The following is a 26689-nucleotide window of genomic DNA, read 5'->3' as shown; positions in this document are numbered from 1 at the left end:
GGCGGCCCGGGTCCGCCCGCCGCGGCCCCTGTCCGGCGACCGCGAGGCGGGTCTGGGACGGCGCCCCGCGACTGGTTAGGGTGAGTGCGTGCTCCGGAGCCAGGAAGACCCGTCCGACAGCGCCGAGGAAACCACCGGGAGCCGCGCCCGGCCGTCCGCGCCCGGCCCCTCGCTCTCGTCGGCGCCGTCCGTCGGCACGCCGCCGACCGGGCTGGCGGGCGAGGTCAGCCGACTGCGGACGCTGAACTCGGCGCTGCTCGCCGAGCTGGAGGAAACGAACCGCGGAGTGGTGGCCCTCTACAGCGAGGAGCACCAACTCGCGCTCACCCTGCAACGCACCTTCCTGCCGGAGACGCTGCCCCAGGTGCCCGGGACGGAGCTGGCGGTGCGCTACCTTCCCGCGGCCAGCGAGACCGAGATCGGCGGCGACTTCTACGAGGCCGTCGAAACCCCGGCCGGACTGCTGCTGGCGGTCGGCGACGTCATGGGCCACAGCCTGCAGGCGGCCATCGTCATGGGCGAGCTGCGGCACGCCCTGCGCGCCTACGCCGCCGAGGACCACGCCCCGCACGTCCTGCTCGAACGCCTGGACGCGCTGCTCAGCCGCCACCGTCCCGGTTGGACGGCCACCGTGTGCATCGCGCTCGTGGAACCGGACGGAGCCGGGCTGCGGATCGCCAACGCCGGACATCCCCCGCCGCTGCTGCGCACCGCGTCCGGCCGGACCGCCTTCGTCCAGGACCACGGGCCGCTGCTCGGCCTGGGACTGCCGCAACCGGAGGGCACCCGCCACCGGCTCGCGCCCGGCACCAGCCTGCTGATGGTCACCGACGGGCTCGTCGAGAAGCGCGGCACACCCATGCCGGAGGCGATGGAGCGACTGCGCCGCGTCACCGCCGACGGGCCCCGGGACAGCGAGGCACTGTGCGACACGCTGCTGGACTCCTTCGGCGCCCAGCAGCGCGACGACATCGTCGTCTTCGCCGCCCGGTTCACCGCTGACTGACCCGTGCCCGGCCGGGGTGCGAGGATGGGCCCCATGGATGTCATGAGCAGGAACCACGTGGTGGTCACCGGCCGCGCCGACGGCCCGGTGCTGGTGCTCTCCCATGGCTTCGGCTGCGACCAGAACCTGTGGCGCCTGGTGCTGCCGGCCCTGGCCGAGGAATTCACCGTGGTGCTGTTCGACCACGTCGGAGCCGGGCGCTCGGACCTGGGGGCGTGGAGCGCGGAGCGGTACTCGCGCCTGGAAGGCTACGCGGACGACGTCTCGCAGCTCCTGCGGGCCCTGGACCTGGGTCCGGTCACGTTCGTCGGCCACTCGGTCAGTTCCATGATCGGGGTACTGGCCGCGGTGCGCGAGCCCGACCTGTTCTCCGGGCTGGTCCTGCTGGCCCCCTCCCCCCGCTATCTGGACGACCCCGCGACCGGCTACCGGGGCGGGTTCAGCGCCGAGGACATCGACGAGCTGCTGGAGTCGCTGGACTCCAACTACCTGGGCTGGTCCGGGGCGATGGCCCCGGTGATCATGGGCAACCCCGAGCGCCCGGAGCTGGGCGAGGAGCTGACCAACAGCTTCTGCCGGACCGACCCGGCCATCGCCCGGGTCTTCGCCCACACCACCTTCCGCTCCGACAACCGCGCCGACCTGGCCCGGGTCGGGATACCGACGCTGGTCGCGCAGTCCTCCGTGGACGCCATCGCCCCGCGCGAGGTCGGCGCGTTCGTCCACGCCAGCATCCCCGGCAGTACCCTGGTCACCCTCAGCGCCACCGGCCACTGCCCGCAGCTGAGCGCCCCCGAGGCCACCGCCGAGGCGATCACCGCGTTCGCGCGGGCCCGCCGGTGATGGTCGGGACCGGCGACGAGGAACCGTCCGGCTGCGGGCCCGGCTCCGCGGACGACCAGGCGGCGCAGTTCTCCGCCATGCTGGAGGACAGCGCCGTGGACCTCTACGAGAACGCCCCCTGCGGCTACCTGTCCACCCTCATGGACGGGCAGATCGCCAAGGTCAACACGACCCTGCTGACCTGGCTCGGCTACCGCCGCGAGGACCTGGTGGGCCGTCGGCGCTTCGCCGACCTGCTGACCGTCGGCGGCCGCCTGTACCACGAGACGCACTTCGCGCCGCTGCTCAGCATGCAGGGCGAGATCGGCGGCATCGCCCTCGAACTCAGGACCGCCGACGGCACCCGGCTGCCGGTGCTGGTCACCTCCGTCGTCAAGACCGGCGCCGACGGCCAGCCGCTGCTGATCCGCACCACCCTCTTCGACGCCCGCGACCGCCGCGCCTACGAGACCGAGCTCCTGCGCGCCCGCCAGGAGGCCGAGGAGGCCCGCCTTGAGGCCGAACAGGCGCACCGGGCCGTGGAGGCCGAACGGGCCAGGCTGCAGCGCCTGGCCACGACCCTGCAGCAGACCCTGCTGCCGCCCTCGCTGACCGCCCCGGCCGGACTGGAGGTCGCCGCCCACTACCACATCGCCTCGATCGACGAGGTCGGCGGCGACTTCTACGACCTCTTCCCGCTGGCCGACGGAGCCTGGGGGATGTTCCTGGGGGACGTCTGCGGCAAGGGCGCCGCGGCGGCCGCCATCACCTCCCTGGCCCGGTACACGCTGCGGGCCGCCGCCGTCTACGACCCCGACCCGGCCGCCGTCCTGGCCAACCTCAACACCGTCCTCACCCACGAGTACCACGGCGCCGACCCGCGGTTCTGCACCGTCCTGTTCGGCGTGCTCACCCCCGACACCGACCACCGGGACGGCGGCTTCCACCTCACCCTGGCCGCCGGCGGCCACCCACCGGCGATTCTGCTGCGCGCCGACGGCACCGCCCACCACCTGCCGACCCACGGCGGCCAGCTCATCGGTGTCATCCCCGACGCCCACATCACCACCACCAGCGTGCGCCTGGATCCGGGCGACACCGTGCTGCTGTACACCGACGGCCTCACCGAGGCGCACACCACCCACCTCGGCAGACCCAAGGGCGACGACGACGGCCGCTACGGCGACCAGGCCCTGCTGGACTTCGCCACCCGGCTGGCGCCCACCACCGCGCCCGCCACGATCACCGCCCTGCGAGGGCTCCTCGACACCCTGGGCGGCGGTGTGGACGACGACACCGCCCTGCTGGCCCTCAGCATCCCGCATCCGATCCGAGAGCCGAAGCAGTGACCGAGCTGAGCACCACCACCCGCTCCACCCCGACCGGGCCCGTCCTGGAGATCGCCGGCGATCTCGACTTCCACACCGCCCCCCGGGCCCGCGAAGCCCTCCTGGGCCTCACCCCGGGCCCCGGCGAGCTCCTCGTCATCGACCTGAGCGCGCTCACCTTCTGCGACTCCTCCGGCATCACCGTGCTCGTCGCCGCCCGCAACCACGCGCTCAGCCACCAGGCGCAGATCGCCCTGGCCGCGGTCCCCTCCGTGGTGGCCCGCACCTTCAAGATCACCGGCCTCACCCAGATCTTCCCCACCCACCCCACCGCCCAGGACGCCACCGCCCAGTGGGCGGCGCGGCCCGGGTCGGCGCGGCCCGGGTCGAGGACGTGACCCGGCGCAGGTGGACACGCCCTCGCTGCGGGTAGGCGCCCGGCGAGGAGAAGGGGCAGTGGGACCATGAGCGAAGTGTCGATCAAGGCGATGGGCTGGGCCCAGTCGTTCCCCGTGCGCGGCGGCGTGCGGGCGGGCAGACGCTGGGCGCTGCGGCACCTGGACCAGCTCGGCTGGTGCGCGCAGGCACCGGACACGGTGGACGACGTCCTCCTGGCCGTCAGCGAGTTGATCACCAACGCGCACGTCCACGCGCGGAGCGACGCCCAGGTCGTGCTGATCTGGGATCGGACGTGCCTTCAGGTGAGCGTCAGTGACAGCTCCCCCGACCTGCCCACTCGGCGGCATCCCGACCGGGAGCACGAGTCCGGGCGGGGGATGGCCATCGTCGAGGCCGTGTCCGACACGTGGGAGGCCCACAGCAAGGGCAACGGGAAGACGATCAGCGCCTGCTTCCACCCGCCCGGCCAACCGTCCCCGCACGATCAGTCCCGTTCGACGTCGATCTCGGTCAGACGCGCGTAGCGCCCGGGGTCGGTGCGGCGAATGTGGCGGGCCACCAGCAGCCCCGCGCCGAAGACCACGGGCAGCGGTAGCAGCAGCCCGAGATTCACACCGGTGCTCGCGCCGGTGAGCGGGTCGAAGCGCAGCGCGGCGTAGCCGCTGAACGCGGTCAGGCCCAGGAAGGACAGCAGCGGCGGCCACAGCACGCGCAGGGCGGACATCCCGTGGCGGTCCTTGCGGAAGAAGGCGAACACCGCCGGCGCGGCCAGTGCCTGCATCAGCACGATGCCCATGACGCCGGTGCCGTTGGGCCACAGGAAGACCACCGTGCAGGGGTCGGCCCGGGCCGGCGCGCCGACCAGCAGCACCAGCAGCACCAGCAGCGCGAGTGCGCTCCGCACGACCACGGCGGTGCCCGGGGAACCGGTCCGGGGCGAGACCGTGGCCAGTCGCCGGACGGGTCCGGCGGACCCTGCGGGGTGGGCGGGCGATCGGGGGTGACGGTGGCCATGGGGGTCCTTTCCGAGGAGACACGGGGGTCGGGATGTGGGGGGGTTCAGGAGACCGGCGGTGCCAGGCGTCCCGCGTCGTGGACGATCCGTCCGGCATGCAGCACCAGCAGCCGCCGCGGGTGACAGGCCACCGCCTCGGGTACACCGGCGGCGTCCACGACCACCAGGTCGGCCCGGTCGCCGACCGCCAGGCCGTACTCCCGCAGGCCGAGCGCGGCCGCGGCCTCGGTCGTCGCGAGTTCCAGGGCGGTGCCCAGTTCCCGGTCGGTCATCAGCTCGTCGCGCAGGCCGATGGTGCCGGCGCGTTCGAGCATGTCCGCGGTGCCGTAGGGCCACCAGGCGTGCGGATGTTGTCCGACCCGGCGAACACCCGCACGCCGTGTCCGCGCAGCCGCAGCACCGGGGGCATCGGCCCGGCCGGGCCGTTGGTCATCACCGACACCCCGGAGTCGGCGAGGGCCCCGGCCGTGGCGGCGAAGACCCGGTCGTCCAACTCCCCCAGGCAGTACGCGTGGCTGACGGTCACCCGACCGTCCAGCCCCAGCGCCCTCGTCCGCTCCGCGATCGCGCGCAGCTGGGCGGCGCCGCTCTCGCCGGGGTCGTGCAGGTGGATGTCGACGCCCACGCCGTGGCGGTCCGCGTGCGGGGAGCACCAGCGGTTGTTCGACGTCATCGAGGCAGGGGACGAGCGGGCCGCGGCCGAACTGATGCGACTCCACGTCGCCAGTACCCGCGCCGCCGCCCTCGCCGTCCTCAGCGCCCAGGAACCCGGCGAGCCGCCCCGCTGACCGTCGTCACCGGCGAGCGCGCGGCGGGGACCTCCGCCCGCTTCGTCTAGGGTGGTCGCGGAGCTTCCCGGTCGTCGCGCGCGGACGCGCCGCGGCAGCCCGTCCCGGTCGGCAGCAGTCAGGAGTGGTCGATGTCCGCCAGCGGCTCGCCGCGCCGTCCGTGCGTGGTGGTGATGGGCGTCTCCGCGGTCGGCAAGACCACGGTGGCCCGGCTGCTCTCCGAACAGCTGGGCGTTGCCCTCGGCGACGCGGACGACCTCCACCCGGAGGCCAACATCGCCAAGATGTCCGCGGGCGTCCCGCTCGACGACACGGACCGGCGGCCCTGGCTGGAGGCCGTCGGCCGCTGGCTGCGCGAGCGGAACGACGTCGGCGGCGTGGTGGCCTGCTCGGCCCTCAAGCGGAGCTACCGGGACGTGCTGCGGTCCGCCTGCCCCTCGGTCGTCTTCCTCCACCTGTCGGCGAGCCGCGCGCTGCTGGCGGATCGGATCGGGCAGCGCACCGACCACTTCATGCCGGCGTCGCTGCTCGACTCGCAGCTCGCCGTGCTGGAGCCGCTCGGGCCGCGGGAGCGCGGCCTGGTGATCGACGCCGCCCCGGCGCCCGACCGGATCGTGCGGACGGCCGTGGACCTCCTGACGCGACCGCGGGACCAGGCCTCCGGCTGAGCCCGGACGTCCGGTCCGCCGACCCGGCGGTCGGTCCGCGCGGACCCCGGTCGGCCGGGCTCGACCGTCCTCAGTCCACGGCCGGTCCGGTCGCCGTGGTGCGCGGCCGGGAGACGGCGGGGCGCACGGCCAGCGCGCAGGTGGGCGAGCCGGTCGGGTACTGGCGCAGGACGGTCAGCGCCCCGGACACGGCGTCGACCGCGTGGACGGTGAGCGTGTCGGAGTTCTCGTTGGAGACGTAGAGGTGGTCCCCGACCGCTTCCAGGTGGCGCGGCCCGGAGCCGCCGGAGGGGAACTCGGCCACGAACCGCGGCAGCTCGTCGGCCGACCCGGTGCGGAACAGCGCGACCGTGTCCGCGCCGCGGTTGGACAGGTAGACGCGGGTGCCGTCCCCGCTCACGGTCAGCTGGGCCGGAAGGTTGCCCCCGGCCGACTCGACCGCGGTCGCGGGGACCGAGCCGAGCACCGCCCACGCGCCCGGCGCGGTCTCCCGCAGCACGTGCAGCCGGGAGTCCAACTCACCCGCCAGGTACGCCAGCCCGTCCGCGCCGCGGACCAGCTGTCGCGGGCCGGTACCGGCCGGCAGCGCGGTGACCGCCAGCGGCCGCGGTCCGCCCTCCGGGCCGTGGCTGCGGAGCTGGTCGGTGCCCAGGTCCACGACGGTCCACAGCCCGTCCGGGCCGGGGACGACCATGTGCGCGTGCGGGGCGTCCTGGCGGTCGGCGCGCGGCCCGACCGCGTCCGGGTCACCGGCCCACAGCCGCCCGCCGCCGGTCGGCAGCCCGGCCGCGTCGAGGTCCAGGAGCAGCGCCGTGCCGGTGCGGTAGTTGGCCACGCCCAGCCGCCGCCCGCCCTCGCCGAAGGCGAGGTGGCAGGGCCAACCGCCCTGGCTCGGCACCCGTGCGAGCTCGCGCAGCGCGCCGTCGTCCTCGATCGCGACGACGCTGACCGAGCCCTCCTCCCCCGCCTCGTTCGTGGTGTAGAGGAGGGGGAGCGTCGGGTGCTGGACCAGATACGACGGGGAGGGCAGCGGGAGCGCGCCCACCGGTGTCAGCGAGCCGTCGCGCGGATCGCGCCGGTAGCAGGTGAGGCCGGTGCCACGGCCGTCCATATCCGGGGCGTAGCAGCCGGTCACGAGCAGCTGGGGACCATTCACGCTGACGTTCTCCTCGGGTCGGATTCCTGATCCTCCCATGCGCGCCCCGGGCCGACTCCCTCCCCCCGCGCCGCCGCCCACCGGTGTCAGGCGAGGCCGGCCTGCTCCAGTGCCTCGACCCCGGTGCGCAGCGCCAGCACCCGCTCGGCGAGCGAGAAGCCGACCGGTGCGAGGTTGACGGTGGTCACTCCGGCGTCGGCGTAGGCGCGGAGGCGGTCGGCGATGCGGTCGCGGGTGCCGATCAGCGCGGTGGAGTCGATCAGCTGCTGCGGGACCGCGGCCGCCGCGCCCGCCTTGTCCCGGGCCATGTACTTCGCCTGGATCTCGTCGGCGGCCTGCTCGTAGCCCATCCGACAGGCGATCCGGTTGTAGAAGTTCTGCTCCTTGCTGCCCATGCCGCCGACGTACAGCGCGGTGTAGTCGCGCAGCCCGTCCGCCGCCGCCGCGAGGTCCTCGGCGCTGTCGCTGCCGCTGACCACGATCGGGACGTTGGGCGCGACGTCGAAGCCGTCCAGGGTCAGCCCGGACTTGGCCCGCCCGGCCCGCAGCGGGTCCAGCGACAGGGCGGCCTGCTCGGGGGCGAAGAAGATGCCGAGCCAGCCGTCGGCGATCTCGCCGGTCAGCTCCAGGTTCTTCGGGCCGATCGCGGCGATGTACAGCGGGATGTGCTCGCGCACCGGGTGCACGGTGAGCTTCAGCGCCTTGCCCGGGCCGCCGGGCAGCGGCAGCGTCCAGTTGGCGCCGTCGTGCGCGACCCGCTCGCGGGACATGGCCAGCCGGATGATCTCGACGTACTCGCGGGTGCGGGCCAGCGGCTTGTCGAACTTGACGCCGTACCAGCCCTCGGAGACCTGCGGTCCGGAGACCCCGAGGCCGAGCCGGAACCGGCCGCCGGACAGGGCGTCCAGGGTGGCCGCGGTCATCGCGGTCATGGTGGGCTGGCGGGCGGGGATCTGGAAGATCGCCGAGCCGACATCGATCCGCTCGGTCTTCGCCGCCACGTAGGCGAGGACGGTGGCCGCGTCGGAGCCGTAGGCCTCGGCCGCCCAGCACACCGCGTAGCCGAGGCGGTCCGCCTCCTGGGCGACGGCGGTGTTGTCAGCGTCCATGCCGAGGCCCCAGTAGCCGAGGTTGATGCCGAGTCGCACGGTGCTGCCTCCGAAGGTCCGGCCCGCCGACTTGGGGGCGGCGGCGCTGCGGGCGAGCCTATAGCGGCCCCGGCCCGAATGCTACTGATGAGTATCATCCCCGGCCCGGACCCCGCCCGCGGGCGGGCCGGTCGGTACCCGGCCCCGACACCGGCGGGGACGGGCTCGGCGCGCACCCACCAGCCCCTACGATGCGCATAGCCCGGCACCCCTGGCGGTGCCGTCCCGGAACAGCGAAGGGTTGCTCTTGTGGAACTACGACACCTGGGCCGGACCGGGCTCCGCGTCTCCCGGATCGGCCTCGGCACCATGACCTGGGGCCGGGACCTGGACGAGCACGACGCGGCCGAGCAGCTGAAGACCTTCGTCGGGGCCGGGGGCACCCTGGTCGACACCGCCGACGTCTACGCCGACGGCGGCGCCGAGTACGTGCTGTCCCGGCTGCTGGAGGACCTGGTCCCGCGTTCCGAGCTGGTGATCGCGACCAAGGCGGGCAGCGTGCCCGACCAGGACCGGCGCTTCGACGGCTCGCGCGGCCACCTGCTGGCGGCGCTGGACTCCTCGCTGCGGCGGCTCGGCACCGACTACGTCGACCTGTGGCAGGTGCACGCCTTCGACCCGGACACGCCGACCGAGGAGACCCTGCACGCGCTGGACCTGGCGGTGAGCTCCGGCCGGGCGCGCTACGTGGGGGTGTCCAACTTCTGCGGCTGGCAGCTGGCCAAGGCCGCGACCTGGCAGCGCGCGGTACCCGGGCGCACGCCCCTGGCCGCTACCCAGATGGAGTACTCGCTGCTCCAGCGGGGGATAGAGCGCGAGGTCCTGCCCGCCGCGCTGGACAGCGGCATGGGGCTGCTGGCCGCCTCCCCGCTCGGCCGCGGCGTGCTCACCGGGAAGTACCGCCACGGCACGCCCGCCGACTCGCGCGGCGCCTCGCCGTACTTCTCCGCCTTCGTCCAGCCGTACCTGGACGAGCGCGGGCGGAAGATCGTGGACGCGGTGGCCACCGCCGCCGACGGGCTCGGCGTGACCCCGCTGCAGGTCGCCCTCGCCTGGGTGCGCGACCGGCCGGGGGTGGTCGCGCCGATCGTCGGCGCCCGCAACGCCGCGCAGCTCGCGGCGGCACTGTCAGTGGAGTCCCTTACCCTGCCGGAGGAGATCCACCGGGCGCTGGACGACATCTCGGCGCCCGTGCACTACTACCCGGACCACGACTGGAGCGCGCTATGACCCTGGAGAGCGCAGAGAAGGCGGCGCCGGAGGTCCCGGCGGCCCCGGAGCCCGGCACCGGCGCCACCGCGGACACCGACCCGACCGCCGGGACCGGCGTGCCCGCGCAGACCCCGGCCGAGCTGGCGGCGGCGATCCGCGCGGTCGGCGCGGGCGAGGCCGCCGCGCCCGACCGGAGCGAGGCGCTGCGGGCCACCGCCGAGGTCCTGGCCGCCGGCGGCGCGCCGGCGCAGCTGCTGGACGCCACCGTGGCCGCCCTCGGCGAGGGCGCGCCGAAGCTGCTGCGGGAGGACCCCTGGGCGATCCTGGGCGTCCCCGGCGTACGCCCGGAGCACGCCGACGGCTTCGCGCGCGGCCTGCTCGGCGCCGACTGCGGCCCCGACGACCCGCGCCGGGCGGAGGCGCTCACCGGCTGGCTGCTGGAGCAGGCCGCCGTCCACGGGCACACCGCCGTGGAACTGCCCACCATCAGCGCCGGGCTGGAGAAGCAGGGCGTCCCGGACGCCGCCGCCGCACTGGCGGCGGTGCTCGGCGAGGGCCGGGTGATGGCCTTCCAGGAGGAGGAGCCCGAGGAGGGCGGCCACCGGGCGCAGGCGGACGAGGAGGAGGAGCCGCCGACGCGGGTGCTGCTGGCCCTGGACCGGCTCGCCCTGGCCGAGGAGAGCCTGGCCGACGGCCTGGTCCGGCTGCTGTCCACGTTCGAGGGCGACCCGCGGCCCACCGCCGACGACACATCCGCCGACGACGCCGCATCCGCCGACGACACATCCGCCGACGACGCCACCGACAGTACCGACAGCACCGACGCCGAGGGCGCGGCGGAGTCCGACGCGGCCCCGCTGGACTGGGCCGGGGCGGCCGGTGCCGCGCCCTCGGCGTCCGCCGCCGCGCTGATCCGCGCGGTCACCGGCAGCGGCCTGGTGCTGCACACCGGTGGCCAGGCGGCCCGCGCCGAGCCGGTGGCGCTGGTCCGCGCGGCCCGCGAACTGGGCCTGCGCGCCTGCGTCGGCGCCGCCACCGAGGACGGCCGACGGCGCCTCGGCGACGAGTCCGCGACCACCGTCGCCGGGCTGCTCAGCGGCACCGAGGGGCCCGGCCGGGCCCCCGACGGCTCGCTCGCGCTGGACCTGCTGGTGGTCTGCGACGCGTCGGCGCTGGACACCGAGACCGCCGCGACCCTGGTCGAGTCGGTCGCCGACGGGGCCCGGCTGGTGCTCAGCGGCGACCCGGCGGAACTCTGGTCGGCCGGTCCCGGGCGGGTCTTCGCGGATCTGCTGGCGGCCCGGATCTGCCCGGTGGTGGCCTCGCGCACGCCCGACTTCGGTCCGATCGGCGAGCTGGTCTCCGGCATCGGCATCGGTGAGCTGCTGCCGGCCGAGGCCCCGGACAAGGAGGTGGTGATCATCACCGCCCGGGACGCCGAGGAGACGGCCCACCGCGCGCTGCAACTGGTCCGCGACTCCATCCCGCGCGCGCTGGGCATCCCGGCCGAGCAGGTGCGGGTGCTGACCCCGGGCCACGGCGGGGCGGCCGGTACCCGGGCGCTGAACGTGGCGCTCAAGCAGCAGCTGAACCCGGGTCCCGGGGCCTTCGGCGGCTACGACCCGGGCGACCAGGTGGTGCACTCCCCCGCGCCCGGCGTCAGCCGCCCGGCGACGGTCCGCGCGGGCGGCCCCGAGGGCCTGGTGCTGGACTGCGAGGGGCGCGAGCTGCGGGTGCCGCGCGACCAGGTCGGCGGCACGCTGCGGCACGGCTGGGCGCTGACCGCGCACCAGGCGGCCGGACGCCGCTGGCCGGGTGTGGTGGTGCTGCTGCCGCCGGAGGCCGCGGCGGACCTCACCCGGCAGTGGGTGTACTCGGCGTTCAACCGGGCGGAGCGGCACCTGTCGGTGGTCCACGCCGTGGGCCCGGCGCTGGCGCAGGCGGTCACCGCGGTACCGGCCCGGCCGCGGACCACCCGCCTGCGCGGGATCCTGGCCGAGCAGGCGGCCGACCTGCCCGACTGAGCGGCGGACCGACCGCGGGGGTTGGGCCGACCGGCCCAACCCCCGCGCCGAAACCCCCCGCGCCGAAACCCCCCGCGCCGAACCCACCGCGCCGGACCTCCGCGCCTCAGTGCTCCGGGTCCAGCGCCTCCAGCTCGTCGTCGTATGCCTCGCTGACGTCGAACCGGCAGATCAGCAGCTCCGGGTCGGCGTCCTCGAAGGGCTCGGCCAGCCAGTCGCCGGGCTCGGCCGGGTCGGCGGCGGTCACCCAGAGCGTGGAGTCGCCCTCCTCCAGGCCGAACTCCTCGGCCCGGCCCGCGACCTCGTCCGGCTCGTACTCGGCGAACAGCGCGCCGAGCGCGGTGCTGACACTGGCCGCGGACTCGGGCGCGCCGTCGACGCTGAGCGCCGCCGCCCGCAGCCGCAGCGCGTCGGTGATCAGATAGTCACGCCGGATCAGCACGGTGATCGCCTCCGGCTCGTCGGGGTCGGGGAAGTCGCTCGCGTCCCGACGGCTGGGCACCTCGAACGGGGTGACCTCGTCGTGGGTGTCGTAGAGGACTTCGTCATAGGCGTCGGCAGCCAGGGCCAACGCCTCGTAAGCGGCGGCCACACCCGGGTCGTTCTCCCCGGTCCGGGCTTCTACAGCCGCCAGATGGCGGTCGATGGCGGCCTTGACCGCCTCCGCTGCGTTCCGTACCTCGGCGATGGTGGGCTGCGCGACATCAGACATGAGGCAGACGCTATCCGGACTTGGGCCCGCGGCGCACAGAAGTTATCGCCTCAACGCCGATTCGGGACGAACTCTGTCCTTCGGCGGTGCTCACCCGACCGTGGTCTGTCGCTGCGGCGAGGTTCATGGCAACCTGTCCTGACCAGGTTCGGCACCGGGCTGAACCCCTGTCAGACCCGCCAGTCGTAGGCTTGAGCCCGCGACCGCTCTGCAGGAGGAAACGTCTTGGCCCCACCCAAAATCGTCCAACAGCCCGAATACGAGTTCCGCTCGCTGCTGCTCCCGCGCGACGTCTCCCGCAACGAGGCGCGGCGGCTGCTCACCGAGGAGGCCGAGTACGGCCACTGGGAGCTCGACCGGCTCCGGCTCTACCCGGACGGGCGGCGCAAGGTGGTGCTGCGCAGAAAGATCATCCGCCAGGTTCGCGGCTGGTCCTTCCTGTCGGATCATCTGACCGACTGAACCAGGGCACGAGGGCACCCGCCAGGGGCCCGGCAGACTCCACGGGGGCGGTGCGAACTCTCGCACCGCCCCCCTCGCTGTCAGCGGCCCCGTCGGGGCCCGCGGGTCAGCGCTGTCCCGGACGGGAGCGGCGGTAGAGCACACCGCCGCCGAGCACCAGCGCCGCGGCGCCGGGAACCAGCACGTCCAGGTCGTCGGACGCGCCGGTGGAGGCGAGTACGGCCTGGTGCGCCACCGGCACCGCCGCCAGCACCCGGGTCGCCGGAGGCGGCGGGCTGTGGCGCGGTGCCGGCGGGGTGGCCCTGCGGGTGGTCACCGGCGGCGGCGGAGCGCAGTGCGTGGGCGGCGTGACCGGATGGACCGGTGCGACGCCCCCCACGTTGGCGCAGTGGTTGCCATAGGCCGGGTTGAGCAGGCCGATGACGCTCACCGAGTCACCACAGGCGTTCACCGGGATCGCGATCGGCAGCTGGACGGTGTTGCCCGAGCCCACGCCGGGCGAGTCGTGGCTGCCGCCGGTGGCCGTGCTGCCGCCGGTGGCCGTGCTGCCGCCGTTGTCGACGTGCCCGCCACCGGGGAGGTGACCGAGACCGGGGACGTGGCCGAGACCGGGCAGGTGCCCGCCGCCCGGCAGGTGCCCGCCGCCCGGCAGGTGCCCGACGCCGGCACCCGCACCGGCTCCGTTGTCCCCGCTCGGCGCGCCCTCCGCGCCGTGGTGTGTGACATTCCTACAGTTGTTGCCCATGGCCGGGTTGAGCAGCCCGACCACGTTGACGGTGTTTCCGCAGACGTTCACCGGTACCGCGAGCGGCACCTGGACGGTGTTGCCCGAGCCCACGCCCGGGGAGTCGGCGGCAGCGCCGATAGCGCTGGCGTCCGCGTACGCATAGCCGGCGGTGGATGCCAGGACGCTCCCGGTCGCCATGACCGTGAGCAGACCGCGCGTGGCAGCTTGTCGCATGTGTTGCCCTGCCCTCAGTTTGTCTTTCTTGCTTACGAGACCTAGACCCGCACACTCCGTAACGATGCGGAGCTGTCCATGTGCCGCGCCGTGGGCGGCTTTCATTCGTCCGAGTGACCGTCCGGGCGGGTACCGCCGGTGGCGGGGAACGCCGTGGTCCCGGGGGGCATGGTTCGCCCCCCGGGACCACGTGTTCGTCAAGGCCCCGGAATCGTTCCGGAGATGATCAGAAGTTCTTGCAGCTGTTCCCGAAGGCCGGGTTCAGCAGACCGATGACGCTGATGGTGTTGCCACAGACGTTCACCGGGATGTGGACCGGCACCTGGATGGTGTTGCCGGACACCACACCCGGGGAGTTCCAGGCAGCACCCTCGGCCTGCGCACCGTGAGCGGACGCGACCCCGGCGCCGGCGAGCACCAGACCACCGGTGGCCGCGGCGACCGCGACAATCTTCTTGACCTGCATGACGTCCTCCTAGTCGACAGTGCAGCCCGTTCGGCGGGCTGCACATGGATGAACGACACTGCGGCAAACGGGGTACGTGCGGTCTGATGGATTCACTCATTACGGTGGTCCGGGCGAACCCCTGAGCGACAAAAGGGGGCAGAGTGCCGGGAATCCGGCAGGGACCGGCTCAGCAGGCGTCGATGAAGCGGTCCAGCACCCGGACGCCGAACTGCAGCGAGTCCACCGGCACCCGCTCGTCCACGCCGTGGAACATCCCGGCGAAGTCCAGCTCCGGGGGCAGTCGCAGCGGCGCGAAGCCGAAGCAGCGGATGCCCAGCTCGCTGAAGGACTTGGCGTCGGTGCCGCCGGAGAGGCAGTACGGCACCGCCCGGGCGATCGGGTCCTCGGCCTTCAGCGCCATCTGCATGGCCTCCACCAGCGCCCCGTCGAAGCTGGTCTCGACGGCCTTGTCGGTGTGCACGTCCTCACGGCGGACGCGCGGCCCGAGCACCGCGTCCAGCTCGGCCAGGAACTCCTCCTCGTACCCGGGCAGGTAGCGGCCGTCCACGTGCGCCGTGGCCTGGCCCGGGATCACGTTGACCTTGTAGCCCGCGCCGAGCATGGTCGGCTGCGCGGTGTTGCTCAGCGTCGCCCCGATCAGCTTGGCGATGCCGCCGAGCCGGGCCAGGGTGGTGTCCATGTCCTCCGGGTCCAGCTCGACGCCGAGGGCGTCGGAGAGCTCGTCCAGGAAGTGCCGGACGCTCTTGGTGACCCGCACCGGGAACTTGTGCCGTCCGAGCCGCGCCACCGCCTCGCACAGCTCGGTGATCGCGTTGTCCTTGTTGGTCATCGAGCCGTGACCGGCGGTGCCGTCGACGGTGAGGCGCATCCAGTGCATCCCCTTCTCCGCCGTCTCCACCAGGTACAGCCGCAGGTTCTCGTTGACGGTGAAGGAGAAGCCGCCGACCTCGCCGATGGCCTCGGTGACCCCGTCGAACAGGCCCCGGTGGTTGTCCACCAGGTGGTGCGCCCCGTAGACGCCGCCCGCCTCCTCGTCGGCGAGGAAGGCCAGCACGATGTCGCGCGGGGGCTTGCGCCCGGTGCGCAGCCGGTCGCGGACCACCGCCAGGGTCATCGCGTCCATGTCCTTCATGTCCACGGCGCCCCGGCCCCAGACGCAGCCGTCGGCGATCTCGCCCGCGAACGGGTGGTGGGTCCAGTCGTCGGCGTTGGCCGGGACGACGTCGGTGTGGCCGTGGATCAGCAGCGCCGGGCGGGACGGGTCCTCGCCCGCGATCCGGGCGACGGTGCTGGCCCGCCCCCGCTCCGACTCGAAGATCTCCGGCTGCAACCCGAACTCGGCCAGCTTCTCGGCCACGTACTCGGCGGCGGCCCGTTCCCCCGGCCCGGAGCCGTCGCCGTAGTTACTGGTGTCGATGCGGATCAGGTCGCGGCACAGGTCGGCGACCTCGTCCTCGCCGGTCCTCGCTGTCATGCTCGACTCGCTCATGTCAGTCAGCCTCTCCGTGGTCGCCCCAGGCTTCCCCCCGGGCGCGGTCCCCACCATCCTCCCCCCAAGCCCGCCCGACCGGCCCCGCAAAGGCCCCTCCGGACCCCCTCGACCCCCACGTCTGCCCAGGTCCCGCCCGGGATAGCCGGTTCGGAACCCCGGCTGATCTTTGCTATGGTTATCAACGTCAGCGCGGCGGAGACGCGGCGCGGGCGACCACGATGCGCGGGTGGCGGAATGGCAGACGCGCTAGCTTGAGGTGCTAGTGCCCTTCGGGGCGTGGGGGTTCAAGTCCCCCCTCGCGCACGCATCGGGTCGTTCACGATGAACGGCCTGTCGGTTTTCACGAGGTGGCCCCCCTGGTCTCGGACCAGGGGGGCCACCTCGCTTTTCGGCGTTCCCCCGTGGGTCGGGGCGGTCGGTATGGAACCTGGACCCGCCCGCGGGAGTCTCAGCAGGTAGGACGCCAGGTGTGACACCACTCGGAGTTGTGAAGATCTCGGAACCGGTTGGCGCGGGCCCGCTCCTGGTGTAGTCATGTGCTGTGCCTGAACAGACCATGCCAAAGAAGACGTCGGATCCCTCACCGACCACCTCGCTCTGGCGCCATCGGGATTTCGTGCTGCTGTGGTCGGGCGGTGCCGTCAGCGATCTGGGCTCCGCCGTCTCCACGCTGGTGCTGCCCCTGATCGCCGTTCAACTGCACGCGAACACCTTTCAGGTGGCGCTGCTCGGGGTGATGGGCAGACTTCCGTTCCTGGTACTGTCGCTGCCCGCCGGGGTACTGGTGGACCGCGTGGACCGGCGCTCGCTGATGCTGTGGTGCGATGGCGGGCGGATGCTCGCGATCGGCAGCATCCCGCTGGTCTCGCTCTTCGGCGGCAAGGTATCGATGTGGCAACTGGCCCTGGCCGCCTTCGTGGTGGGCTCACTGCGGGTGGTCTTCGACATCGCCGACCAGAGCTACCTGCCGGTGCTGCTGCCCCGGGAGAGCCTGGTGGACGGCAACGGGAAGCTGCGGTCGACGCAGATGTTCGCCGACGCGGTCGGCCCCACCCTCGGCGCCGGACTGACCGCGCTGCTCGGCGCGGCCGCCCGGGCCATCGCCGCCGACTCGCTCTCCTACGGGGCCAGCGTGGCCTCGCTGCTGCTGATCCGCGCCCGGGAGCCGAAGGGCGCGTCGGCGCCCGCCGCGCCCCGGGTCGGGTTCCGCGCGGCGATGGCCGAGGGCCTGCGCTTCGTCCTCGGTGACGCGATCCTGCGCCGGATAGCGGTCTCCACCGCCACCGCGAACCTCGGGATCTGCCTGGTCACGGCCATCGAGGTGGTCTTCCTGGTCCGCTCGGTGCACTCCTCGCCGACCCAGATCGGCCTGGTGCTCGGCCTCGGCACGATCGGCGGCGTCGGCGGCAGCCTGGCCTCGCGGCGGCTCACCGAGGTGGTCGGCACTGCCCGGATCATGTGGATGGCGCTGGTGGTGCCCGCACCGCTGGTGTTCCTGATGCCGCTGACCCAGTCCGGCTGGGGGGTGCTGACCTACGCGGCCGGGTGGGCGGCCTTCAACGCCTCCGGCGCGATCTACAACACCGCCCAGGTCTCCTACCGGCAGGCCGTCTGCCCGCCGGAGCTGCGCGGCCGGATGAACGCCTCGATCCGCTGGCTGATCTACAGCACCACCCCGGTCGGCGGCCTGCTCGGCGGCGCGCTGGGGACCTGGTGCGGGCTGCGCGGCGCGCTCTGGGTGGGCGCCTCGATCATGGCGCTGACCGGCGTGTGGCTGGTGACCTCACCGCTGCGCGGCATGCGCGACATCCCGGAGTTCGCCACGGCCTGACGCGCCGACCGCACGACGCGCGGTCGAGGTGCGAACAGGTGGTCGTGGGATATCTGTGATTCGGGCAAAGCAGAGGTTTCGGAACTATCAAGAAAACATCCGACTTGTTCAAATCTTCCGGTCCCGGGCGTTGCGGCGAGGTCGCCGCCCGGGGCGGGCAGCAGGCTTGCGCCCATGGCAACGACCGTGGTCCGCCCGGACCAGCTCAGCACGTCCCCGCAGCAGACCGCCCCCCGATACGCGCGTCCCGCACTGATACTGATCGCCGCGCTCGGCGCCCTGCTCTTCACCTGGGACATCGGCCACAGCCAGTACCACCCCTTCTACGCCGACGCGGTCCGCAGCATGACCGAGAGCTGGAAGGCGTTCCTGTACGGCTCCTTCGACCCCGGCAACACCATCACCCTGGACAAACTCCCCGGCTTCCTGTGGCCGCAGGCGCTCTCCGCCCGACTGCTGGGCTTCCACCCCTGGTCGCTGGCGCTGCCGCAGGCCGTCGAGGGCGTGCTCAGCGTGCTGGTGCTGTACCGGGCGGTCCGCGTCTGGGCGGGCGTCAACGCCGCGCTGCTGGCCGCCTTCGCGTTCACGCTCACCCCCGTCGTCGCCGGGCTGTTCCGCACCTCCGTCGAGGACCCGGCGTTCACCCTGCTGCTGCTGCTGGCCGCCGAGGCCACCCAGCGCGCCGCCCGCGACGGCCGCACCCGGACGCTGCTGCTGGCCGCGTTCTGGGTCGGGCTGGCGTTCCAGGCGAAGATGCTGGAGGCCTTCGCGGTCCTGCCGGTCCTGGCGACCGTGTACCTGCTGTCGGCGCCGCCCGCGCTGCGCCGCAGGCTGGGGCAGCTGGCGCTGGCCGGGGCGGTCGCCCTGGCGGTGTCCGCCTCCTGGGTGCTGCTGGTCACGCTCACCCCCGCGCACGACCGCCCGTACGTGGACGGCACCACCGACAACTCGGCGGTCAGCATGGTGGTCGGCTACAACTTCCTGAACCGCTTCTCCTCCGTCGGCCTGAACGCCGGGGACACCGGCAGCGTCTCGGCCGTGCGGACCGGCGGCATGCCCGGCACGGCGCCGGTCCCCCAGCAGGCCGGGCACCAGGCGGGAGACCGCACGGGCGGCGGCGAGCCGGAGGGCGGCTGGGACAAGATGCTGGCCGGGCCGCTGGCCTCGCAGACCGGATGGCTCTACCCGCTGGGCGCGCTCGCCCTCGGCTTCGGCCTGTACCAGCGGCGGCGGGCCCCGCGCACCGACGTCCGCCGGGCCGGATTCCTGCTCTGGGGCGGCTGGTTGGCGACCTACCTGCTGGTCTTCAGCGCCGGGAGCGTCGGCGGCCACACCTACTACATGGGCGTGATCGCCGCGCCGCTGGCCGCGCTGACCGGGGCGGGCCTGGTCCAGCTCTGGCAGGCGTACCGGGCGGGCGGCTACGGCGCCTGGGGGCTCCCCGCCACGGTCGCGGTCACGGCGGGCTGGGGCGCGCTGGTGGCCCGGGACTACCCGAGGTTCCTGCCCTGGCTGGCCCCGGCCGTGGCGGGCCTGGCGCTGGCGTCGGTGCTGCTGCTGGCCGCGCCGCTGCTGCGGTCCGGATCGCGGCCGCCCCGGCGGCGCGGGCTCGGCGTGGCGGGGTTCGGGCTCGCGGCCGGGCTGGCCGCGGTACTGCTGGCCCCGGCCGCCTGGAGCTCCTCGGTGTTCGACCCGGTCTACAGCCACTCCGGCATGGGCGCGGTCGGGCCGGTCTCGGTGCGGCACCAGCCGCCGTCGGCCGCGCACTCCGGCACCGAGGCCGCCGCGGCCGAGGCCATGGCGCAGATCTGGGGCCGCCACACGCAGCGGCTCAGCCACAGTCAGCGGGAGCTGATGTCGTACCTCCAGGCGCACCAGCAGGGCGCCCGCTACCTGTTCGCGACCACCGACTGGTCGGTGGCCTCGCCGTACATCCTGGCCACCGGCGCGGAGGTGCTGCCGATGGGCGGCTTCACCGACCAGGTCCCCTCCCCCACCCTGCCCGCGCTGCGGAAGTCCATCGCCACCGGACGGCTGCGCTACGTGCTGCTCGGGCAGCCCTCGCCGATCAGCGGACCGCTCCCGCCGAACACCGTCGCCGCCCGGGCCACCGCCCTGGTCGCGCACCGCTGCCAGGAGGTCCCCAGCCGGACCTACGGCGGCGGCGTGGACGGCCAGCGGCTCTACCAGTGCCCGCGCAGCCTCTGACCCCTTCCGCCGACACCGCCGCCCGTCCGGTCCCTCCGGGCGGGCGGCGGCTGCACCCGCCTGACCAGGTACGGTTGGCTGGCCGAGCGAGGCGACCGCAGCCGAGGAGGGACCAGATGCCGCCGCAGTCCGGGGTCGCCGACGCCCCGCCCGAGGAGGCGGTCGGACCGCTGGAACGCGGTCTGGCGGTGCTGCGCGCGCTCGGCGCCGCCCCGCGCGGCCGGACCCGCGCCAGCGACCTGGTCCGGGAGACCGGCCTGGCCCGGGCCACCGTGGACCGGATCGTCAGCACCCTGCTCCAGCTGGGCTACCTGCGCGGCGACGGCCGGGATCTGAGCACCGCGCCCCGGCTGGCGGAACTCGGTGACGCCTACCTGAGCTGCTCCGGACTGCCCGGCCTGTTCGATCCGACGGTCCGTCAACTCGCGGACGAGCTGGACGAGTCGGTGTCCCTGGCGGTGCCGGACCGGACCGCCGTCCGCTTCGTCAGCCAGGCCGTGCGGCGGCGGACGATGTCGGTGGCGTTCCGGGTCGGCGACCTGCTGCCGCCCGAACGCTGCGCCCCGGGCGCCCTGTTCGCCGTCGACTGGACCCCTGAGCAGCACCAGGAATGGCTGACACAGCATCAGCAGAGTTCAGCCAAGGGTCAGTTCCCCGCCCTTCCGGCAGTCGACCGGGGGGCCGCGGTGGGTCCGGCGGCCTTCGCCGCCGCCACCGGCCGCGCCCGCGCGCGCGGCTGGGCCGTCGACGACCAGCTGATCGAACCGGGGCTGGTCGCCCTCGCCGTCCCGGTCCACGGCCCGGACGGGCGGGTGCTGTGCGCGCTCAGCGCGGTCAGCCACACCAGCCGCCACAGCGCCGACTCGCTGCGCGACCTGGCCCTGGACCGGCTGCGCGGCACCGCCGCCGCGATGGCGGCCACCCTGCGCGAGCTGCCGCCGCCCCCGGAGCCGAGCCCGGTCCCGGCCGTCACGACGCGACCGGCGCCGGCCGAGCCCGGGCCGGACTTCCTCCAGTCGCTGGCGCGCGGACTGGCGGTGCTGGTCGCGCTCGGCGGCCGTCGCGACGGGCTGACCCTGACCGGGGCCGCCCAGGCCACCGGGCTGTCCCGGGCCACCGCCCGGCGCAGCCTGATCACGCTGACCCACCTGGGCTACGCCGCCGCCGAGGGCCGTGACTTCCGGCTGCTGCCCCGGGTACTGGAGCTGGGCTACCCGGCCCTGTCCGCCCGGACGCTGCCGGAGCTGGCCCAGGACCACCTGGCCCTGCTGGTCGAGCAGGTGCACGAGTCGGCCTCGCTGGCGGTGTTGGACGGCCCGGACGTCCGCTACCTGGCGCGGGTGGCCGCGAGCAGGATCATGAGCGTCGACATCGCCGTCGGCACCCGCTTTCCGGCGTACGCCACCGCGCTCGGCCGGGTGCTGCTGTCCGCGCTGCCGCCCGCCGAGCGGCGGGCGGAGCTGGAGCGGCTGCGGCTGGAGCCGCTCACCCGGCACACCGTCGGCTCGGTCGCCGCGCTGGAGCGGACGCTGGACACCGCGGCCGCCGACGGCTGGGCCTTGGTGGACCAGGAGTTGGCCGAGGGCCTGCGCTCGCTGGCCGTCCCGGTCCGCGACCGGCGGGGGCGGGTGGTGGCCGCCGTCAACGTGTCCACCCACGCGGGGGCGGGCCCGGCGGAGCAGGACCGGGACCGGTTGCTGCCGCCGCTGCGGCGCGCCGCCGCCGCCCTGGAGACCGACCTGACCTTCGTCGACTCCGGTCCTGGCGGCTGGAACTGACGTCAGGTCAGTGGCAGCCCGACGTAGTTCTCGGCGATCGTGGCCGCCGCCGCCGGGGAGGAGGCCAGGTAGCGCAGGTGCGACAGCCGCAGGCGGCGGTCGAACTCGTCCTCGCCCGGGTCGGTGTGCAGCAGCGTGGTCATGGTGTGGGAGAAGTGCTCGGCCCGCCAGACCCGGCGCAGCGCCGTCTCCGAGTAGCCGTCGAGCAGGGACTGGTCGCCGTCCCGCTGCCAGGCCGCGACCGCGGCAGCGAGCAGTGTGACGTCGGCGACGGCCAGGTTGAGCCCCTTGGCACCGGTGGGCGGCACGATGTGGGCGGCGTCCCCGGCGAGGAACAGCCGTCCGTGGCGCATGGGTTCGGCGACGAAGCTGCGCATCGGGGTGATGCTCTTCTCGGTGATCGGCCCGCGCCGCAGGGTCCAGCCGTCGTCGGTGGCGAAGCGGGTGTCGAGTTCGTCCCAGATCCGCTGGTCGGGCCAGGCCTCGATCCGGTCGTCCGGGTCGACCTGCAGGTAGAGCCGACTCACCTCGGCCGAGCGCATGCTGTGCAGGGCGAACCCGCGCTCGTGCTGGGCGTAGATCAACTCCTGGCAGGAGGGCGGTACTTCGGCGAGGATGCCGAGCCAGGCGAAGGGGTGGTCGCGCTGGGTGACGCGTGGCAGGCCCTCGGGCATGGAGTGGCGGCCGATGCCGTGGAAGCCGTCGCAGGCGACGACCAGGTCGCAGTCGAGGGTGTGCTCGGCGCCCTGGTGGCGGTAGTCGATCCGGGGGTGGTCGCCGTCGATCCCGGTGACCGCGGTGGCCTCGGCCTCGAACAGCACGGTTCCTCCGGCCGCCTCGCGCAGGGCGATCAGGTCCTTGACGACCTCGGTCTGCGCGTACACCATCACCTGCCGCCCGCCGGTCAGTGAGGGGAAGTCGATCCGGTGGGCGGCGCGGTCGAAGCGCAGCTCGATCCCGGCGTGCGGGATCCCCTGACGGTCCATCCGCTCGGCGGCGCCGCTGGCCCGCAGCACGTCGACGGTGCCCTGCTCCAGGATCCCGGCGCGCTGGCGGTGTTCGACGTACGCGCGGCCGCGGGACTCCAGCACGACGTTGTCGATGCCCTGGCGGTGCAGCAGTTGCGAGAGCAGCAGCCCGGCCGGTCCGGCGCCGATGATGCCGACGGTGGTGTGCATAGGGCGATCCTTCGGAGATCAGGGGGTGGCGGACGGGAGGCCGGGGTCGGCGGCGTCCAGGTCGGCGAGGACGCGCTGGGCCACGGCGAAGGCCGCGTTGGCGGCCGGGACGCCGCAGTAGACGGCGCACTGGAGCAGCACCTCGCCGATCTCGTCCCTGCTCAGGCCGTTGCCGAGGGCGGCCCGGACGTGCATGGCGAGTTCGTCGTGGTGGCCGTGGGCGACCAAGGCGGTGAGCGTGACGCAGCTGCGGGTGCGGCGGTCCAGGCCGGGGCGGGTCCAGATCTCGCCCCAGGCGTAGCGGGTGATCAGGTCCTGGAAGTCGGCGGTGAAGGCCGTGGTGCGGGCGGCGGCGCGGTCGACGTGCGCGTCGCCGAGGACCGCCCGGCGCACCGCCTCGCCGCGGGACCGGCCGTCGTCCTCGTGGCCGACCCCGCCGGGCGAGCCGAGGTGGCCGGGACCGGCGAGGTGGCCGAGGTGGCCGAGCAGTGCGGTGAGGACCGGGCGGGGTTGTTCGACGGGGCCAGGTGGGCGGCGGCGGGCAGTTCCAGCAGGCCCGCGCCGGGGATCCGGTCGGCGAGTTCGCGGGCGTGGGCGACCGGGGTCGCCGGGTCCTCGCGTCCGGCGATCACCAGCGTGGGCGCGCTGATCCGGTGCAGTTCGGGGCGCAGGTCGTAGCCCGCCAGCGCGTCGCAGCAGGCGGCGTAGCCGTCGGCGTCGACCGTCCGCAGCTCGTCCACCAGCCGCTTCGCGGCGGGCGACGCGGCTCCGGCCGGGGTGAACCAGCGTTCGGCCACGGTGTCGGCGAGCACGCCGGTGCCGCGCTCGCGGACCAGGGCGGCCCGGGCCCGCCAGTCGCCGGGCTCGCCGAAGCGGGCCGAGGAGCAGATCAGCGCCAGCGAGGAGATCCGCTCCGGGTGGTGCGCCGCCAGCCACCCGCCGACGGCGCCGCCGAGGGAGACCCCGGCGTAGTCGAACCGCTCCAGCCCGAGCCGGTCCGCCAGCGCCAGCACCAGGCCGCCCAGGTCGGCGACGCCGGTCCGGCCGGGGGCCGGGTCGGGCAGGGCACTGCTGGGCGTGCCGCCGTGGCCGGGCAGGTCCCAGCGGATCACCCGGCGGTGGCGGGCGAGCGCCGGGAGCATCCCCTGCCACAGCGCGGTGGAGGTGCCCAGGGAGGGGCCGAGCAGCAGTGCCGGGGCGTCCGCCGGTCCGTCGGCGAGGTGGTGCGGGAGGCTGGTGTTCATGGTGCGTCCTGGGGTGCCGGGGTGCGTCGCAGCGCGCGGTCGGTGAGGGCGGTGGCCGAGCCCAGGTAGGCTGCGGGGTCCAGCAGGTCGTTCAGTTGATGGTCCGTCAGCGGCGAGGAGTCGGCCAGGGTCCGCCGCAGCGGGATGCCGCGTTCGGCCCGGGCCCGACTCGCCTCGGCGAGCAACTGCCGCGCTGGTGACCGGCCCAGAAGTTCCGTCAGCCGGGCGGCCAGGCGTTCGGAGACGATCAGACCGTCCGTCAGGTCCAGGTCGGCGCGCATCCGTTCGGGGAACACCCGCAGCCCCTCGGCGAGTTCGGCGGCGGCGCGGGCCGCGCCGCCGGTGAGCCGCAGCGCCTCGCGCAGGGTCTGCCACTCGGCGTGCCAGGCCCCGGCCGGGCGCTCGTCCTCGGCGGCCAGCGAGCCGAGCAGCACCCCGGCCAGTGCCGGGAGTTGCCGGGCGGTGGCGGCGATCAGCGCGGCCCGTACCGGGTTGGCCTTGTGCGGCATCGCGGAGGAGCCGCCGCCGCCGCTCTCGGCGAGTTCGGCGGTCTCGGTCCGGCTGAGCAGCAGTACGTCCGCGGCGAACTTGCCGAGTGCCCCGGCGGTGAGCGCGAGCGCGCAGCCGAGGTCGGCGATCGGGGTGCGCAGCACCTGCCAGGGCAGTGCGGGCGCGGCCAGGCCCATCTCCGCCGCGAAGGCGTCCACCAGCGCGAGCGCGTCGTCCGAGGAGCCGCCGAGGGCCTGGAAGGCCGCCAGCGTGCCTGCGGCGCCGCCGAGTTGGGCGGGCAGCCGGTCGCGGACGGCGGCCAGCCGGTCGCGGGCGTCCAGGGCGAGGCTGCGCCAGCCGGCCGCCTTGAGGCCGAAGGTCGTCGGTACCGCGTGCTGGGTCAGTGTGCGGCCGGGCAGCGGGTTGGCCCGGTGTGCGGCGGCGAGCCCGGCGAGGGCGGCGGCGGTGCGGTCGAGGTCGTCCAGCAGGTGCCGCAGCGTGCGGTGGGCGACCAGGACCGCGGCCGTGTCCAGGATGTCCTGGCTGGTCGCGCCCCGGTGCACCCAGGGCCTGGCCGCCGCCGGTACCGCCGCGGTGAGGTCGGCGACCAGCGGGATCACCGGGTTGCCACCGGCCCGGGCGCGCAGCGCGAGGTCCCGGGCGTCGAAGCGCCCGGCCCGGGCCGCGGCGGTGACCGCCGCTCCGGCTCCGGCCGGGGCGAGGCCCAGCGTGGTCTGGGCCCGGGTCAGCGCGGCCTCGGCGTCGAGCATGGCCTGCAGGAAGGCGGTGTCGCCGGTCGCCGCCTCGGCCGGGCTGCCGACCCGGACCGGGGAGAGCAGCCCGACGTCGTGGCCCCGCCACGGGTCTCCGGGGTCACTGGGCGAAGTCAAGGAACACCGTCTCCCGGTCGCCCTGGACGCGGAGGTCGAAGCGGTACTGCCGCTCGCCCTCGGCGGTGGCCAGCAGCGTCGCCCGGCGCTGTTCGGGCAGCCCGGCCAGCAGCGGATCGTCCTGGCCCGGCAGGTAGATCCGGGTGAACAGGTGGTGCAGCAGCCCGCGCGCGAAGAGGCAGACCGAGAGGTACGGGGCCTCGGGCGGGGGCGGCAGGGTCCGGACGGCCCAGTGGCCGTCGGCGTCGGTGGGGACCCGGCCGAAGCCGGTGAAGTCCAGGCCGTGGCGGCCGAGGACGGCGCCGGTGGTGGGGTCGCGCCGGAGCGAGCCGGGGGCCCCGGCCCGGCCGCCGTCCGGGGCGGCCTGCCAGAACTCCAGCAGCGCGTCGGGTACCGGCTGCCGCTGCCCGTCGAGGACCAGGCCGTGGAAGGTGACGGCGTCCGGGTGCCCGGCCGGGGCGAGGTCGCCGCCGCCGGTGAACGGCAGGGCGTAGCCGTGGAACGGCCCGACGGTCTGCGCGGGTGTGGGTTCGAGCTGCGGGCTCACGCGCTGTCCTCCGTCCAGGTGGCGGCGGGTCCGTCGAGCACGATGTCCCAGCGGTAGCCGAGGGAGAACTCCGGTGTCGACAGGTCGTGGTCGTAGGCAGCCACCAGCCGCTCGCGGGCCCGGTCGTCGGTGACCGACTGGATGATCGGGTCGTACCGGAACAGCGGGTCGCCGGGGAAGTACATCTGGGTGATCAGGCGCTGGCTGAAGGCCGTCCCGAACAGCGAGAAGTGGATGTGCGCCGGGCGCCAGGCGTTGTCGTGGTTGCGCCAGGGGTAGGCGCCGGGCTTGACGGTGGTGAACCGGTACCGGCCCCGGTCGTCGGTGAGGCAGCGGCCGACGCCGGTGAAGTTGGGGTCCAGCGGCGCCGGGTGCTGGTCACGCAGATGGGCGTACCGGCCGGAGGCGTTGGCCTGCCAGATCTCGACCAGTTGGCGGCGTACCGGCCGTCCGGCCCGGTCCAGCACGCGTCCGGTGACGGTGATCTGCTCCCCCAGCGGCTCCCCGGGGTGCTGCCGGGTCAGGTCGTGGTCCAGGTCGGTGACGTCGGTGGCGCCGAAGACCGGCCCGGTCAGCTCCACCGCCTCCGGGTCGGCGAGCGCGACCAGCGGCTGCCGGGGGAAGCGCGCCGCGCTGCTGCGGTACGGCGGGTAGTCGCGCTCGGGGTGCCGCGCGCCCGGCACCGCGCGCTCCCGGTACCGCCGGATCTGCTGGTCGATCCGGGCCTGGGCCGGTCGCGGGTCCTGGGTCGGTCGCGGGTGGTCCTGGGCCGGCTGCCCGGCCGGTGCCGTCCATGCGCGGGGTCTGTCCATGCGCGGAGCCATTCTGTTCGCCTGGTGAACTTTTCTTCACTTTCCTTGCG

At 74.4% G+C, this 26689-nt stretch carries 26 protein-coding genes, 1 tRNA gene and 1 pseudogene; 14 read left to right on the top strand and 14 right to left on the bottom strand.

Translation table 11 applies throughout. The annotated features are described in order from the left end of the window. Positions 1-88 precede the first annotated feature (88 nt). The 5 genes from GXP74_RS14740 to GXP74_RS14720 all read left to right on the top strand — a co-directional run bounded on the left by GXP74_RS14740 (position 89) and on the right by GXP74_RS14720 (position 4079). On the top strand, positions 89-1006 hold the full coding sequence (locus GXP74_RS14740; RefSeq protein ID WP_182451937.1) for a PP2C family protein-serine/threonine phosphatase: 918 nt from the start codon (positions 89-91) through the stop codon (positions 1004-1006). A gap of 33 nt (positions 1007-1039) precedes the next feature. Further along, complete coding sequence (locus GXP74_RS14735; protein ID WP_182451936.1) at positions 1040-1849, top strand: alpha/beta fold hydrolase; 810 nt, start codon at positions 1040-1042, stop codon at positions 1847-1849. Beyond that, entirely contained in the window at positions 1849-3177 is a 1329-nt protein-coding gene (locus GXP74_RS14730) for a SpoIIE family protein phosphatase (protein ID WP_182456442.1), read from the top strand. Before GXP74_RS14735 ends, GXP74_RS14730 begins: the two co-directional genes overlap by 1 nt. Then, entirely contained in the window at positions 3174-3554 is a 381-nt protein-coding gene (locus tag GXP74_RS14725) for an STAS domain-containing protein (protein ID WP_182451935.1), read from the top strand. Before GXP74_RS14730 ends, GXP74_RS14725 begins: the two co-directional genes overlap by 4 nt. A 66-nt stretch (positions 3555-3620) precedes the next feature. Beyond that, positions 3621-4079: an ATP-binding protein gene (locus GXP74_RS14720; RefSeq protein ID WP_182451934.1), complete on the top strand. Its 459-nt coding sequence runs from the start codon at positions 3621-3623 to the stop codon at positions 4077-4079. On the opposite strand, the gene GXP74_RS14715 is transcribed toward GXP74_RS14720, so the two are convergent. From GXP74_RS14715 to GXP74_RS40305, 3 genes are all read right to left on the bottom strand, one after another. Then, positions 4040-4459, bottom strand: a complete 420-nt coding sequence (locus GXP74_RS14715) for a hypothetical protein (RefSeq protein WP_182451933.1) — start codon at positions 4457-4459, stop codon at positions 4040-4042. The genes GXP74_RS14720 and GXP74_RS14715 overlap by 40 nt on opposite strands. Before the next feature lie 155 nt (positions 4460-4614). Beyond that, complete coding sequence (locus tag GXP74_RS40310; protein ID WP_225447936.1) at positions 4615-4884, bottom strand: amidohydrolase family protein; 270 nt, start codon at positions 4882-4884, stop codon at positions 4615-4617. Then, positions 4842-5243: an amidohydrolase family protein gene (locus GXP74_RS40305; RefSeq protein WP_225448767.1), complete on the bottom strand. Its 402-nt coding sequence runs from the start codon at positions 5241-5243 to the stop codon at positions 4842-4844. The genes GXP74_RS40310 and GXP74_RS40305 overlap by 43 nt, the downstream gene beginning before the upstream one ends. Between GXP74_RS40305 and GXP74_RS14705 the strand changes: the two genes are divergently transcribed. Both GXP74_RS14705 and GXP74_RS14700 read left to right on the top strand, forming a co-directional pair. Then, positions 5230-5358 carry a hypothetical protein gene (locus GXP74_RS14705; protein WP_182451932.1) on the top strand — a complete coding sequence of 43 codons (129 nt, stop codon included), beginning with the start codon at positions 5230-5232 and terminating at the stop codon, positions 5356-5358. The genes GXP74_RS40305 and GXP74_RS14705 overlap by 14 nt on opposite strands. Positions 5359-5489: 131 nt before the next feature. Then, positions 5490-6026, top strand: coding sequence for a gluconokinase (locus GXP74_RS14700; RefSeq protein WP_182451931.1), 537 nt, complete (start codon positions 5490-5492; stop codon positions 6024-6026). Positions 6027-6096: 70 nt separating this feature from the next. Here the strand turns inward: GXP74_RS14700 and GXP74_RS14695 are convergent, their stop codons facing one another. Together GXP74_RS14695 and GXP74_RS14690 are read right to left on the bottom strand one after the other, a co-directional pair. Then, positions 6097-7182 (bottom strand): beta-propeller fold lactonase family protein, encoded by a 1086-nt coding sequence (locus GXP74_RS14695; protein ID WP_182451930.1) that lies wholly within the window; start codon positions 7180-7182, stop codon positions 6097-6099. A gap of 86 nt (positions 7183-7268) precedes the next feature. Beyond that, positions 7269-8330, bottom strand: a complete 1062-nt coding sequence (locus GXP74_RS14690) for an LLM class F420-dependent oxidoreductase (RefSeq protein WP_182451929.1) — start codon at positions 8328-8330, stop codon at positions 7269-7271. A 249-nt stretch (positions 8331-8579) separates the two neighbouring features. Here GXP74_RS14690 and GXP74_RS14685 point away from each other — a divergent pair, with 249 nt between their 5' ends. Continuing rightward, positions 8580-9560, top strand: coding sequence for an aldo/keto reductase (locus GXP74_RS14685; RefSeq protein ID WP_182451928.1), 981 nt, complete (start codon positions 8580-8582; stop codon positions 9558-9560). Then, complete coding sequence (locus GXP74_RS14680) at positions 9557-11566, top strand: AAA family ATPase (RefSeq protein WP_182451927.1); 2010 nt, start codon at positions 9557-9559, stop codon at positions 11564-11566. The genes GXP74_RS14685 and GXP74_RS14680 overlap by 4 nt, the downstream gene beginning before the upstream one ends. A gap of 106 nt (positions 11567-11672) precedes the next feature. On the opposite strand, the gene GXP74_RS14675 is transcribed toward GXP74_RS14680, so the two are convergent. Then, complete coding sequence (locus GXP74_RS14675) at positions 11673-12278, bottom strand: hypothetical protein (RefSeq protein WP_182451926.1); 606 nt, start codon at positions 12276-12278, stop codon at positions 11673-11675. A 225-nt stretch (positions 12279-12503) separates the two neighbouring features. On the opposite strand from GXP74_RS14675, the gene GXP74_RS14670 reads away from it, so the two are divergent. Further along, entirely contained in the window at positions 12504-12740 is a 237-nt protein-coding gene (locus GXP74_RS14670; protein WP_370468423.1) for a DUF5703 family protein, read from the top strand. A gap of 106 nt (positions 12741-12846) precedes the next feature. Here GXP74_RS14670 and GXP74_RS41815 read toward each other — a convergent pair whose 3' ends face one another. From GXP74_RS41815 to GXP74_RS14655, 3 genes are all read right to left on the bottom strand, one after another. Next, positions 12847-13665, bottom strand: coding sequence for a chaplin (locus GXP74_RS41815; protein WP_370468422.1), 819 nt, complete (start codon positions 13663-13665; stop codon positions 12847-12849). A 262-nt stretch (positions 13666-13927) separates the two neighbouring features. Beyond that, entirely contained in the window at positions 13928-14167 is a 240-nt protein-coding gene (locus tag GXP74_RS14660) for a chaplin (protein WP_182451924.1), read from the bottom strand. A gap of 169 nt (positions 14168-14336) precedes the next feature. Further along, entirely contained in the window at positions 14337-15659 is a 1323-nt protein-coding gene (locus tag GXP74_RS14655) for a M20/M25/M40 family metallo-hydrolase (RefSeq protein WP_182451923.1), read from the bottom strand. A 223-nt stretch (positions 15660-15882) separates the two neighbouring features. On the opposite strand from GXP74_RS14655, the gene GXP74_RS14650 reads away from it, so the two are divergent. The 4 genes from GXP74_RS14650 (at position 15883) to GXP74_RS14635 (ending at position 21479) form a co-directional block, all read left to right on the top strand. Next, a tRNA-Leu gene (locus GXP74_RS14650) sits at positions 15883-15965 on the top strand. Between the two features lie 253 nt (positions 15966-16218). Next, positions 16219-17493, top strand: a complete 1275-nt coding sequence (locus GXP74_RS14645; RefSeq protein WP_182451922.1) for an MFS transporter — start codon at positions 16219-16221, stop codon at positions 17491-17493. Between the two features lie 174 nt (positions 17494-17667). Next, positions 17668-19701, top strand: a complete 2034-nt coding sequence (locus GXP74_RS14640; protein ID WP_182451921.1) for a glycosyltransferase family 39 protein — start codon at positions 17668-17670, stop codon at positions 19699-19701. 116 nt (positions 19702-19817) lie between these two features. Next, positions 19818-21479: an IclR family transcriptional regulator C-terminal domain-containing protein gene (locus GXP74_RS14635; protein WP_182451920.1), complete on the top strand. Its 1662-nt coding sequence runs from the start codon at positions 19818-19820 to the stop codon at positions 21477-21479. A 2-nt stretch (positions 21480-21481) separates the two neighbouring features. On the opposite strand, the gene GXP74_RS14630 is transcribed toward GXP74_RS14635, so the two are convergent. The 5 genes and pseudogenes from GXP74_RS14630 to pcaH all read right to left on the bottom strand — a co-directional run bounded on the left by GXP74_RS14630 (position 21482) and on the right by pcaH (position 26639). Continuing rightward, entirely contained in the window at positions 21482-22657 is a 1176-nt protein-coding gene (locus tag GXP74_RS14630) for a 4-hydroxybenzoate 3-monooxygenase (protein WP_182451919.1), read from the bottom strand. Between the two features lie 18 nt (positions 22658-22675). Continuing rightward, a pseudogene (pcaC, locus tag GXP74_RS14625) lies at positions 22676-23901 on the bottom strand (4-carboxymuconolactone decarboxylase). Continuing rightward, positions 23898-25280, bottom strand: a complete 1383-nt coding sequence (pcaB, locus tag GXP74_RS14620) for a 3-carboxy-cis,cis-muconate cycloisomerase (RefSeq protein ID WP_225447934.1) — start codon at positions 25278-25280, stop codon at positions 23898-23900. Before pcaB ends, pcaC begins: the two are co-directional and overlap by 4 nt. Next, positions 25264-25827 carry a protocatechuate 3,4-dioxygenase subunit alpha gene (gene pcaG, locus GXP74_RS14615; RefSeq protein WP_225447933.1) on the bottom strand — a complete coding sequence of 188 codons (564 nt, stop codon included), beginning with the start codon at positions 25825-25827 and terminating at the stop codon, positions 25264-25266. The genes pcaB and pcaG overlap by 17 nt, the downstream gene beginning before the upstream one ends. Next, entirely contained in the window at positions 25824-26639 is an 816-nt protein-coding gene (gene pcaH, locus GXP74_RS14610; protein WP_182451918.1) for a protocatechuate 3,4-dioxygenase subunit beta, read from the bottom strand. The genes pcaG and pcaH overlap by 4 nt, the downstream gene beginning before the upstream one ends. Between the last annotated feature and the right edge of the window lie 50 nt (positions 26640-26689).

The sequence above is a fragment of the Streptacidiphilus sp. P02-A3a genome (genome assembly GCF_014084105.1).
Lineage (GTDB): Bacteria > Actinomycetota > Actinomycetes > Streptomycetales > Streptomycetaceae > Streptacidiphilus.
This window is presented reverse-complemented; position numbering and strand designations above follow the sequence as displayed.

Coding starts and splice junctions, on each gene's coding strand:
- GXP74_RS40310 (WP_225447936.1), bottom strand. CDS start 4,884: ATGCTCGAACGCGCCGGCACCATCGGCCTGCGCGACGAGCTGATGACC.
- GXP74_RS14720 (WP_182451934.1), top strand. CDS start 3,621: ATGAGCGAAGTGTCGATCAAGGCGATGGGCTGGGCCCAGTCGTTCCCC.
- GXP74_RS14660 (WP_182451924.1), bottom strand. CDS start 14,167: ATGCAGGTCAAGAAGATTGTCGCGGTCGCCGCGGCCACCGGTGGTCTG.
- GXP74_RS41815 (WP_370468422.1), bottom strand. CDS start 13,665: ATGGCGACCGGGAGCGTCCTGGCATCCACCGCCGGCTATGCGTACGCG.
- GXP74_RS14680 (WP_182451927.1), top strand. CDS start 9,557: ATGACCCTGGAGAGCGCAGAGAAGGCGGCGCCGGAGGTCCCGGCGGCC.
- GXP74_RS14730 (WP_182456442.1), top strand. CDS start 1,849: ATGGTCGGGACCGGCGACGAGGAACCGTCCGGCTGCGGGCCCGGCTCC.
- GXP74_RS14645 (WP_182451922.1), top strand. CDS start 16,219: ATGCCAAAGAAGACGTCGGATCCCTCACCGACCACCTCGCTCTGGCGC.
- GXP74_RS14635 (WP_182451920.1), top strand. CDS start 19,818: ATGCCGCCGCAGTCCGGGGTCGCCGACGCCCCGCCCGAGGAGGCGGTC.
- GXP74_RS14640 (WP_182451921.1), top strand. CDS start 17,668: ATGGCAACGACCGTGGTCCGCCCGGACCAGCTCAGCACGTCCCCGCAG.
- GXP74_RS14700 (WP_182451931.1), top strand. CDS start 5,490: ATGTCCGCCAGCGGCTCGCCGCGCCGTCCGTGCGTGGTGGTGATGGGC.
- GXP74_RS14655 (WP_182451923.1), bottom strand. CDS start 15,659: ATGAGCGAGTCGAGCATGACAGCGAGGACCGGCGAGGACGAGGTCGCC.
- GXP74_RS40305 (WP_225448767.1), bottom strand. CDS start 5,243: ATGACGTCGAACAACCGCTGGTGCTCCCCGCACGCGGACCGCCACGGC.
- pcaH (WP_182451918.1), bottom strand. CDS start 26,639: ATGGACAGACCCCGCGCATGGACGGCACCGGCCGGGCAGCCGGCCCAG.
- GXP74_RS14630 (WP_182451919.1), bottom strand. CDS start 22,657: ATGCACACCACCGTCGGCATCATCGGCGCCGGACCGGCCGGGCTGCTG.
- GXP74_RS14735 (WP_182451936.1), top strand. CDS start 1,040: ATGGATGTCATGAGCAGGAACCACGTGGTGGTCACCGGCCGCGCCGAC.
- GXP74_RS14675 (WP_182451926.1), bottom strand. CDS start 12,278: ATGTCTGATGTCGCGCAGCCCACCATCGCCGAGGTACGGAACGCAGCG.